The organism is Cryobacterium sp. Hh7, from assembly GCF_004403155.1.
Classification (GTDB): domain Bacteria; phylum Actinomycetota; class Actinomycetes; order Actinomycetales; family Microbacteriaceae; genus Cryobacterium; species Cryobacterium levicorallinum.
Map to the genome: position 1 here is coordinate 17672 of NZ_SOHG01000070.1, position 11042 is coordinate 28713.

Sequence of the window (11042 nt, forward strand, 5' to 3'; positions counted from 1 at the left end):
CGTGGTGGATCTTCTGGGTGGTGGTCCAGGTTCTCGTTGTGGTTGGCGTCGTCGTGGCTCTGGGGCTTTTCATCCGCTGGGGACGGCGCAAGAGTGCGATTCTGGAGTCAAGCAATCCACGGGAGGGTCAGGGGCCCGCTGCCACCGGAAAGTAGCGAGCGCATGGCTGGGCGCGATAAATGCACGCTTCCGATCTGGACAGGCATCATCGTTGCCACCTCGCGGTTTTACTCGACTACGACCGCCTTTCGCTGACCTGCTCTAGCAGCGCAGGCAGTGTTCTGGCGATATAGGGGGACTCGGAGAAGTTCGACTCGGTATACGAGGAGAGAAGCCAAGCTTCAAAGGATCGCTCCCAGGTGTCGAGAATCACACCATCACCTTTCGGGGTGAACGCCGAAACCCCACCTCGAAGTCGTTGCGCACACTCCTCAACGAGGAGATCATTCACCGCATCCAACAGCACATCATCGGTAGGGAACAGGGAACGGAAGGCGTGCGGATGAAGCCCAATCTGTTTGCAAACATCGCTGACCAGCCTCTGATTCACGCCACCGCCGGTCGCGAGGGAGACTCTCGCCGCGACCGTGATCCTGCGCCGAATGGATCCGCGCTGCCGCGCGATCCTCGCCGCTGGACTCACCTCAATGAACCGAAGCCGCTTCCACTCTGGTCGGCACCGATGCGCGCAGAAGATCAGCCGCCTTCTCGCCGATGATGATGGATGGAGCATTCGTGTGCCCCCGGATGATCTCCGGCATGATCGACGCGTCGGCGATGCGAAGTCCCTGCACGCCGCGCACACGCAACTCCGGGTCGACCACTGATCCAGCATCCGATCCCATGCGAGCGGTGCTCGTCGGGTGGTAGAGGGTCTGTGAGAACTCATCGATCACCGTGGCATCACGCTCGGCCGCTGTCTGAGCATCCGACCCGGCGGGTTGGATGAACTTGCCGTCAGTCCGCGTTGGAGCGAACGCCGTGGCGGCAAGAATACGCTCGCACACGCCGAGGCCCGCGAGTAAAGTGTTACGGTCTTCTCCGTTCGGATCGCCCAGGTAATTCGGATCGATCAGCGGTTTCGCGAGCGGATCGGCGGAGGCGAGTCGCACGCTTCCGAGGCTCTTGGGCCGCAGCAGAATAGCGCCGACACTGACGCCGTGCCGCGGCGCGGCCACGAGCCCCTCACCGATATATGGCACGGCGGCGAAGAGCACCTCGATGTCGGGGAAGGCGAGCGATGGGTCGGTCTTGACGAAACCGTACGCCTCCGCAATGTTGGAGGTGAGCATGCCGCGCTGCTGCGAGACGAAGTCGTTGAGCTGCTCCTCGGTCTCGGCACCGAAGAGGGTGTCATCGTCGGTCTCGACTGCCAGCGCCGCGAACAGGTGGTCGCGCATGTTCAATCCGACCTCCGGAGCATCGACGAGCACGGTGATTCCGAAGGAGCGGAGGTGCGTCGCATCGCCGATGCCCGACAGCATGAGCAACTGCGGTGTGTTCACCGCTCCGCCGCTCAGCACGATCTCGCGGCGCGCGAAGACCGAGGTCGGGGTGCCCTCGCTGAGGTACTCGACACCGACAGCGCGGGTTCCGTCGAACAGCACTCGAGTGGCGTGTGCCCCGGTGCGAACGACCAGGTTGGAGCGTTCGGCTGCCGGCGCAAGGTAGGCGGCCGACGTGTTGTGCCGCATGCCGCCACGCTGGCTCACCATCGTTTGACTGACCCCTTCCGGGTTTGCCGAGTTCGGCGCGACGAGTGGCATTCCGACCTCGGCGGCAGCCTCAAGAAAGGTTGCGGTATGCGATCGAGGGCTGCGTTGGTGCGAGATCGAATTCGCGCCGTCCGTGCCTTGGTCGGGATCGCTGTTGCCCTCCACTGCCTCCGCCTTGCGGAAATACGGCAGGAGCGCCTCGTACGACCAGCCGTCCCCGGCGAGCCTTGCCCAGTGGTCATAGTCGGCAGCGAATCCGCGCACCCACATCATGGCGTTCAGGGAGGATGAGCCGCCGAGCACCTTGCCACGTGGCCAGTAGATCGACCTCCCCGTTAGCTCGGCCTGCGGCTCGGTCTGGTAATTCCAGTCGGCATCGGACTTGAACAGCTTCGGGAACGCGGCCGGGATGACGATTTCCTGCTTATCGTCGACACCACCGGCTTCAAGCAGCAGAACGGAGATACTCGCGTCTTCGGTGAGTCGAGCTGCGACAGCTGCTCCGGGCGATCCTGCACCGACGACGATGTAGTCGAATTCTTCAGCGTTGGTACTCATACGAGCGCTCCTTTTGACCGCAGATCCTTACGCAGGATCTTGCCTGACGCCGACTTCGGGATGAAGTCGATCATTTCCACCTGTCGAACCTTCTTATGCGGGGCCACCCGATCGGCGACCCACATCATGATCTCCTCCCCGGTGAGCGTGGCCTCCGGTTGCAGTCTCAGGAATGCTTTTGGCACCTCTTCACCATCCGCGTCGATCACACCGATGACTGCGGCGTCGGCGATTTGGGGATGCCCCAGCAACAACGACTCAAGCTCTGCGGGCGCGACCTGATATCCCTTGTATTTGATGAGCTCTTTGAGTCGGTCAACGACAGTCACGTACCCCTCGGCGCTCACCGTTGCGATATCGCCGGTGTGCAGAAAACCGTCGGCGTCGATGGTCGCCCGGGTTGCTTCATCGTTTCCGAGGTAGCCCACCATTATGTTCGGGCCGCGGCACAGCAATTCGCCGGGCTCACTCACGCCCACGGCCGGGATCTCGATGTCGTCTCCGGTGAGCGGGTCAACGATACGGCACTGCACGTTTGGCACCGTCAGACCGACCGAGTTCAGGGGAATGTCGGTTCGACCTCGGGGTGAGGCATGCGATACCGGGCTCATCTCGGTCATTCCATAGCCTTGGAGAACCTCGCAATTCAGCCGCTCGGCAACAGCGCCGCCGACGATGCCGTCTAGGAGCGTGGGTCAGTAGTAGCAAAGTTTAAAACGCCGGTCGATTTCCCGGCCGTGGGGTGTTGGTCTGGGAAAATTGCTTATGAGCGATTCTGATGGCCTGTTCCCCGCGACAGAACTTGAACATGTTGACCCGATCGTGGATGACGGGGTCGAGGCTGGCGCTGGTGTGAACAAACGTTTTCGGGCGTTCGAACCGGCGGCAGTGATGCTGGTACCGCCGTCGTTGGATGAGTGGCTGCCGCAGAATCACCTGTCTCGGTTCATCGCGGACATCGTGGAAACTCAGCTGGACCTGAAGAAGTTCTACGCGTCCTACGCGAAGTCGAAGGGCCAGCCCCCTTACGACCCCCGGCTGATGGTCCGCGTCTTGCTTTACGGGTACTGCGTCGGGGTTCGCTCGTCACGGGAGTTGGAACGGGTCTGTGTGGATGTCGTCGCGTTTCGCTGGTTGGCTGCGCAGCAGGCACCGGATTTTCGTTCCATCGCTCGGTTCCGCAAACGGCATCTGTCGAGCCTGGGGAACGTGTTCTTGCAGGCGTTGGAACTGTGTCGGGCGGCCGGAATGGTCTCGCTCGGGCAGGTCGCGTTGGACGGCACGAAGGTGCGTGCGAACGCGTCCCGGCGGAAGGCGATGAGTTATGCCCGGTTGACGGAGAAGCAGAAAGTCCTCGCCGATGAAGTCTCTGCGCTGCTGGCTGATGCCGATGCAATCGATGACGCTGAGGATGCCCGGTTCGGGAGAGACAAACGCGGTGACGAGTTGCCGCCGGAGCTCGCCCGGCGGGAGTCACGCCTGGTTAAACTCGCTGAGGCACGCGCCGCGTTGGAGGCCGACGCGGCCGCTCGGGCACGGAAAGACGCGGAGAAGAAGGCCCGGGACAAGGGCGACGATGACGATGCTGTCGCGCAGAAAGATGATGACGCGGCCAAGAACGCGGTCGTTGCTCCGAAGGCGCAACGCAACTTCACTGACCCGGATGCGCGGATCATGAAGACCGCGGACGGGTCTTTCCATTACGCCTACAACGCGCAAGCCATCGTTGATGCCGACCACCAGATCATCGTCGCAACGACGCTGACGAATATTGGCGTGGATGTTGAACAGGTCGTGCCGCTGGTTACGAAACTCCACGCCACGAGCGGCGTCCTGCCCGGTCAGTTCCTGGCCGATGCCGGCTATTGTTCAGCAGCAAATCTGGATTACGCGAAGACTGTTGAAGCGGCCAGCGACGGCCGGACCGAGTTTTTCATCGCGACCGGCCGGGTCAAGCACGGTGAGCGTGTTCCCGACGTTCCCCGCGGCCGGATCCCGGCCGATGCGACGCTCCGGGAGCGCATGGCGCGGAAGCTGAAGACGAAGAAGGGCCGCGCGGTTTACGCCCGGCGCAAAGCGATCGTGGAGCCCGTGTTCGGTCAGATCCACACCCGGCAAGGGAAATTCGTCCTGCTCCGCGGGTTGGAGCAAGCAGCCCATGAGTGGGACCTGATGGCCGCCTGCCACAACTTGATGAAACTGCACACCATGCACACCAAGGCGCTCCTGGCCACGCAAAGCGCCCCGACGGCCCGACCGGCTACCTAATGAACAGGGCCGAGACCGCCCTGACGGGCGGTCTCGGCCCCGATCCAACGAAGTCACGGCGGCCCTGGCCCTATTTTCGCTCGGCATCAAAGATCAGACATCGAAAACCTGGCTGATCCCTCCATCAACGCCTCGGTCTGTTCTCGGCAGCTTGGCCTGCAACTCGCGGCCCAACTTCGAGTAGACGTTACTGACTCACGCTCCTAGGGGCGCCGCCCCCGAGAACACCGTGCGCAGGCTCGACAGGTCAAATTCGCTCACCAGCGGATGCTTCGCAAGCGCCACCGCGATGGGAGGAGCGATGAAGACGTAGGTGATGCGCTCGGACTGGATGAGACTGAGGAAATCAGTCAGATCGAATCGTGCCATGGTCACGAGGATGCTTCGTTGTGCCAGAGAGATGTTGAGCAACACCGTCATGCCGTAGATGTGGAAGAACGGCAGCACAGCCAGAACGCGATCATCGGCGCTCACGCCGATGATGGGTGCCGACTGCGCAACATTGGCCACGAGATTGCGGTGGGTGAGCATGACGCCCTTGGCCTTGCCCGTCGTGCCCGAACTGTATGGCAGCACGGCCAGGTGCGTTGCCGGATCGAAATGTACCTCGGGCGCGGGATGCGCCTCCACGATCAGGTCGGCCAGACTCGTGCTCCCGCTGACCTCACCGATGCTGATGATGTTGTCTGCTGCCACACCGGCGAAATCGGCGGCTTCCGCAGAGACGGCGAACAGCGTATCCGCTGCGATGATGGCTACCGCTTTGGAGTCGGCCAGCTGCGTGGCCATCTCACCGGCCGTCGACAGTGCGTTGACGGTCGTCGCCGTAGCGCCAGCTCGAAGAATGCCATGGAACGCCACGGCGAAAGCGGATCGGTTCGGGGAGTGCAGCGCCACGACGCTACCCACACCGATGCCACGAGCGGCGAGTGCCCCCGCAACTGCTTCGATCTGGCGCACCAACTCGCCGTACGTGGTGGTCTCACGGGTCGCCCCGTCGACGAGGGCAATGTGGTTCGCGGATGCGACTTCGAGTGAACCGAAGAGGTGGTCAAAGACGCTGAGATTGGGGATTTCGACGTCGGGAAAGGGACTGGTGAACACGGCGGCTCGCCTTCTGGCTGGGGATGAGTGTGGGGGAGCGTGCGGGATAACCGGAGGGTCAGGCCCGGAATGCCGCCAGGAAGATGGCGGGCATCTTCAGCCATGACGGCTTGGCCGCGAAACCCGCGAGACGACGTCCGGTCGTCGCGGCGGAACGCGCCTGCACGAACCACGGCGGCTTCGGGAAAAGAGTGAATTCTCCGTGTGCGAACGATCGCGGAAACGGCCGGAACGGGCCGCGAACGATCGTGCGCTCTGGCCGATCGATGAGCAGGGCGTTGTGCACGGTTCCAATGCCACTCTGCACGTTGTCGATGGTGGCACCGGGGAAGGCGCCCCACGACGCGGTTGCTGTGAGGAATCCGAGGCCGGTCCACGCATTGATGGCGATCGTGCCGTAGCGCAGGCGTGCAATGGACTCGAGGAACCCGGTTCCGAGCTGCCGGATGACCTTGGGCTCGACAATGAGATTCGCACCGAGGGTGCCGACGAACTCGTCATTGGCCAGCGTGACGGCGGCGTCGAGGAAGGCTTGCCCCGTGCCCGGCACTTCGACAACGCCCAGCACCGGGGAGAAATATTCCGTGGTGATCACGTTCGATGCGTCGTCTTCGGCTGTGACATCGATCAACAGGCGGCAGCCGTCTTGGCCCATCCGCTCGGCGGTCGGATACGCAGCCGATGCGGCTCTCATGCGCCCATCGCTGCCGGGGTACCAGGCGGGGCGTTGAGGTGCTGCCGCCAGTGCCCGTCGGAGTTCGGCGAGGAACGCTTTCTTCTGGGGCCAGTTGCTGCTGACGACAACCACTTGGCCGGCAATGCAGTTGTATCCGCCGTTGTGCAAGCGCTGAGTAACGACGTGCTCGGCCTGATAGCGTAGGTCATGCTTCGTCCATGCGCTCGGAAGCACAATGATGGGCGATACTCCGCCGAGTTCGCTGGTGATCGGTTTGCCTAGTAACGGGGTGCCCGTTGCTTTGCGCCTCGCGGCATCCGCGCCCGTTCCCCAGACGATGGCATCGTGTGTTGCCGCACTCCCAGTGATGTGCACGTGCGCGATGCCATTGTGCTGCGTGAGATACGCACCGACGTCGCCGGCGCCCTGCACGATACGAAGCACTCCGAATTTGATCAAGGGGGCGAGAGCCTTATCAAAAACGGATTTCATTCCAGCCATGACCGGGTTGAGTTTGAGCAGCACCGACCGGTTGTTCGCGACGATCTCGTACAGCACGTCGAGCGGCGGAATCGACGTGATATTGCCGGCGCCGAGCACGAGTCCCACTCCGCCCGACCTTGTCGGCGTGAGCTCACCCAGGCCAGCGCTGGCCCGTACCTCCTCGGGAGAGCGGCCAGGAGCCATCCAAATCTCAGCGCTGAATCCGTGCAGCAGCAACCACTCGTACCCGTTGGTCGGAAGTACCGGGACGATGACGCGACCGCCGGGGGCCGTTCTGAATCGGCTGCTGGCAAGGGGGCTCCTCCCCGCAGCGAGGGCTGCGATGGACTGAGCGAGGGTACCGGCGCCTGAAAGGCTGGCATACGGGCCGGAGATCCACTCTTCCCCGACGAGCTGTGATGACGGGTCTAGTCCCTTGATCGCAGCGGCAGTCTCCGCCCATTCCTGAGCGGCCGCCGTCATGGCTGCGTGCACAGCTCCCAGTAATGCGGCTCGTTCGGAAAGTGGGGTGCTGGCCCAGCGCTTGGCACCCGAGGCCAGCTCGATGATGGCGGCGTCGAGTTGGTCGCGCTGCTGCTGGTCGAGGGGCCGAATGGGCTGTGTCCTCGACATCGGATCGGTGGTAGTCATCAATCTCCTTTGATTGTTGCCTGACGGCGACCCGGATTCCGGGTTGCGGTGTCAGGCTAGTCTCGGCTCCACCGTCAGCGATAGCGATGGGCCGCCGCCGCGATTTCGGAACTGTGCATTGTGCGGCCGCACAACCAAACGGAAGAGTCACCGGATTACACTGTGCAAATGGAACGCAATGAAGCGCCGCAGAGCATGCCGACCCAGGATGTCATGGTGGACGGCGCTCGCGAGCTCTTCTCGGGCATGATCGACTCGGTCGGCGAGTTATCAGACAGCATCGTTGCCCAGATCATCAACGGCGAGCACGACTACGCCGAGAGCGTGCTCGGCGCCGGTGTGCTCGAAGGTATCGTGCATGACAACCTCGAGGCGATCCTGCAGTGCCTGCTCGGCATCAATGACTCGCTCGCCGCACCCCGCCATGCCGGCCGCGTGAAAGCGGAGCACGGCATCCCCATGGCGAGTCTCCTGCACGCATACCGGCTTGCCGGTCTACACCTGTGGGACGCGTTGATGGCGAAGGCGACGACGCCCGAACACGCAACAGCGCTGCTTACCGCGTCATCCGGAGTATGGGGCATTATCGACCGGTACTCGAGCGCCGCAGCGGAGACGTACCGAGAGGTCGTCGACGAACGGGAACGCAAAGACCAGCAGAGCAAGAACGTCGTGCTGCTCGCGATTTTGGAAGGCGAGTTCTCGGGGGATGCCGGTCGAGCGGTTCGTGCTCTTGGCCTTCCCAAGGAGGCAACCTTCGTCGTTCTTGCCGTTGAGATGCGGCACTCAGATGATGACCCAATTCCCGCCATAACCGACCGACTGCGGGGGATGGGGGTCAGCTCCGCCTGGGCTCCGTGGAAAGGTGAGTATCTGGGCCTGCTCGGAAGTGTGGCGGGTGCGCACCCTTCCGCCGCCGCGCACGCACTGGTCGGAACCGTCAGTTCACGAATCGGGGTGAGCCTGCCGATACAAGCCCTCGAGCGCGCGCCTGTCGCGGTGCGACAAGCGCTTTTGGCCATGCGTTGCATCGCCCCCGCCGCGGTGGGAGTGCATCTCTACGGCGCGGCCCCGATCGATACCATTCTTGTGTCTCAACCCGCATACGCTGCCGAACTCCGCGATGGCGTTCTCGGCGGGCTGGCTGACCTTGATCCAGACGATGCCCGCGTGCTTCTGGACACGCTTGAATGCTGGTTCACCACCGACGGTTCGACCGCCGAGTGCGGCAAGCAACTTCATTGCCACCGAAATACGGTACTTCACCGACTGGGGCGGATAACCGAGATGACCGGGCGTTCCGTAGCCAAACCCGTGCAGGCGGCCGAACTTTTCACCGCCCTTCGAGCGGTACGACTGGCCGGTTTGTGGGCGAAGCCCGTGCGCGCGCCCTTGCGGGCAGCCCCCCGGAGCGCTTGAGCGGACTCACATCTGATGGTGTTGTCGCTCGCTGGGCACTGCAACGGTCGTCGCAGCTTTCGCGGTCGTCGTGGTCGCGATGAACATTGGTCCTAGGGGAAAAGAACCATGGCTCTCCCCGGTCTGGGCGGCGGCGGCGCGGGTGCATATTTTCGGGCCACAGGGCCACAGGGCCACAGGGCCACAGGGCCACAGGGCCACAAGGCCACAAGGCCACAGGGTCGCTGGGTGCGGCTGGGTCTATTTCAAGGCGGCTCGAGAGGAGAGGGCGGGTTACACAACAACGTGCAATCTTTCTCCTGAGCTACCTCAAGTTGATTATCAGACGGGGGAAGTCCTGAGAGAGGTGGGGGAGCCTCTGCTTATGGTCTATAGCGCGCAACAGCGGAAGGGAAGGTAGCAGGCGCCCAACTGAGCTGCTCCGGAGAGTCTTCTTTTGTGGCGATAGTATGCGGCCCCGCCGGGGCTGTCTTCGGCGGCGTCCCAGGCATTCTCGAGGTCAGGCATGCGGACGTAGTGTGTTCGGATGCGGTGGTCGCGGGCGATGCGACGCCGGTGCAGGCCATCCCAGGGTGGAAGGGGCTTTTCGGGTGGTGCTCAGCCACACCAACGGCGCGAGCTGTCGATGGCGCTCACGTACATTAGGGGTGGAACTTACCGACGTAATTATTCAGGGGTGGGTTGAGCATTTCAGCACCACCCATTGGTGCATTTCAGCACCACCGATCGTGCGAGAGAACGCCAATCGTGGTTTGGCCGGGAGCCACTGACGCTATCCGTCATCAATCACGCGCTGGCCACCGCGCTGTGGTCCCTCATGTTCTAAGTACCCGTCTCCACCCAGACCGTGTTGTGGATGATGCGGCCCATGATCGCGTCTGTATGAACTCCGGGGCGGAGGCGCTGGTGTCAGGCCTTCTGCTGATACTGAGTGCAGAAGCGCGTCGACCCAGCAGCGTGTCGCGTTTCGATTCCGCTGGCCAGTCCAGCGGCTACTCGCCAATGACCAACGGCGTGAAGAATGTATATTCACACAGGAACGTGCAGGCGCAGCCAGGAGTGTCGTGGGCTGCGACCCAGGCTTTCTCGAAGTCGGGCATCCCTACGCCATTCGCACCGATGCGGTGCAAGCTGTTAACGCGATTGAAAATCGTCAGCAATGAATATAGTTACGCGGAGGTTTTCTAAGAGTCAACGTGCACTCTTGACGACATTCGGGTGGTCTTTTAGAATTTTGGCCGTGCTTGATCTCGGAAAGGCGCCGGATCGCGATGGCCGTTCGCGGTGAGATTTGACGCACGCACATTTATTCAACGTTTATTGCCTCGAAACAGGCCGAAGCCAGTCCAGCTATTTCGAGAGAACGGAGGCCTCTAGACCGAAGAACTCCTCGTCAGGTCGAGAATACTCGAGGTTTTGGCGCGTGCCTTGAAGACTCAATAAGGAGCAGGGCGCAAACCGTCGGTCCCGGGTTCAAGTCCCGGCCGCCCTACTGTAAAATAGATCTGATCAGGGTTTCTTGTCTTTACCGAAAGGGCAAGACTTGACGCACTATCCGTTTATTAACCGTTTATTCAAAAATTTTCGCCTTCTCAGGGTCTTCGTAGAGAAGGTGCACGACCCAGTTCGAGTTGTCTGGAGTGACCTCGATTACCTACTGGTTATGGACAGCGAACGACACTTCGGGCTCGGGCTTGAGCCGGTTTTAACGACAAGTGAACTTGCCGAATATCTCGGCGTGCAGGCGCAGGCGATCTACGACTTGCGCGCCGACGGCCGTGGCCCTTCCGGCATTCGAGTCGGGCGGGAGATCCGCTACCGCGTTTCAGACGTGGTGCGGTGGCTGGACGGTCTCCACGAGCCGGAACCATCCAGCGCCCACGGGGACAGACGCTGATGGCCGGACGACCCCGGCTCCCGATCAGCACGTTCGGTGCCATTACGACTCAACAGGTCAGTCTCGGGATTTTTCGCGCCGTGACTCGCTTCCGCGACTGGGACGGTCAGACGCGCAAAGTGACAGCGACCGGCTCGAGTCGTAATGACGCGCAGGCAGCCCTCAAGTCGGACCTAGCGGGAGTTTCCTAGCTAGCCTCGGTCAGAGTTCCAGAAGTGCTGGTCAACTCGGGTTTTGGCGGCTGGGTTTTGTATGACCTAACTTTTCTTCG

The 11042-nt window shown here is 62.2% G+C and carries 7 protein-coding genes; 3 read left to right on the forward strand and 4 right to left on the reverse strand.

Translation table 11 applies throughout. The annotated features are described in order from the left end of the window. Nucleotides 1-644: 644 nt before the first annotated feature. Both E3T43_RS18500 and E3T43_RS18505 read right to left on the reverse strand, forming a co-directional pair. Nucleotides 645-2273, reverse strand: coding sequence for a GMC family oxidoreductase (locus E3T43_RS18500; protein WP_134473523.1), 1629 nt, complete (start codon nt 2271-2273; stop codon nt 645-647). After that, complete coding sequence (locus tag E3T43_RS18505; protein ID WP_370450007.1) at nt 2270-2950, reverse strand: AMP-binding protein; 681 nt, start codon at nt 2948-2950, stop codon at nt 2270-2272. Before E3T43_RS18505 ends, E3T43_RS18500 begins: the two co-directional genes overlap by 4 nt. Nucleotides 2951-3038: 88 nt before the next feature. On the opposite strand from E3T43_RS18505, the gene E3T43_RS18510 reads away from it, so the two are divergent. Then, nucleotides 3039-4541 (forward strand): IS1182 family transposase, encoded by a 1503-nt coding sequence (locus tag E3T43_RS18510; RefSeq protein ID WP_241979081.1) that lies wholly within the window; start codon nt 3039-3041, stop codon nt 4539-4541. A gap of 195 nt (nt 4542-4736) precedes the next feature. On the opposite strand, the gene E3T43_RS18515 is transcribed toward E3T43_RS18510, so the two are convergent. Then, nucleotides 4737-5645, reverse strand: coding sequence for an AMP-binding protein (locus tag E3T43_RS18515; protein ID WP_134473525.1), 909 nt, complete (start codon nt 5643-5645; stop codon nt 4737-4739). A 58-nt stretch (nt 5646-5703) separates the two neighbouring features. Next, complete coding sequence (locus tag E3T43_RS18520; RefSeq protein ID WP_241979082.1) at nt 5704-7455, reverse strand: aldehyde dehydrogenase family protein; 1752 nt, start codon at nt 7453-7455, stop codon at nt 5704-5706. 168 nt (nt 7456-7623) lie between these two features. Between E3T43_RS18520 and E3T43_RS18525 the strand changes: the two genes are divergently transcribed. Together E3T43_RS18525 and E3T43_RS18535 are read left to right on the forward strand one after the other, a co-directional pair. Beyond that, nucleotides 7624-8874: a CdaR family transcriptional regulator gene (locus tag E3T43_RS18525; RefSeq protein ID WP_134473526.1), complete on the forward strand. Its 1251-nt coding sequence runs from the start codon at nt 7624-7626 to the stop codon at nt 8872-8874. A 1543-nt stretch (nt 8875-10417) separates the two neighbouring features. Continuing rightward, the gene (locus tag E3T43_RS18535) at nt 10418-10771 is read left to right on the forward strand and encodes an AlpA family transcriptional regulator (RefSeq protein ID WP_241979083.1); all 354 of its coding nucleotides are present in this window, start codon (nt 10418-10420) and stop codon (nt 10769-10771) included. The last annotated feature ends 271 nt before the right edge of the window (nt 10772-11042 follow it).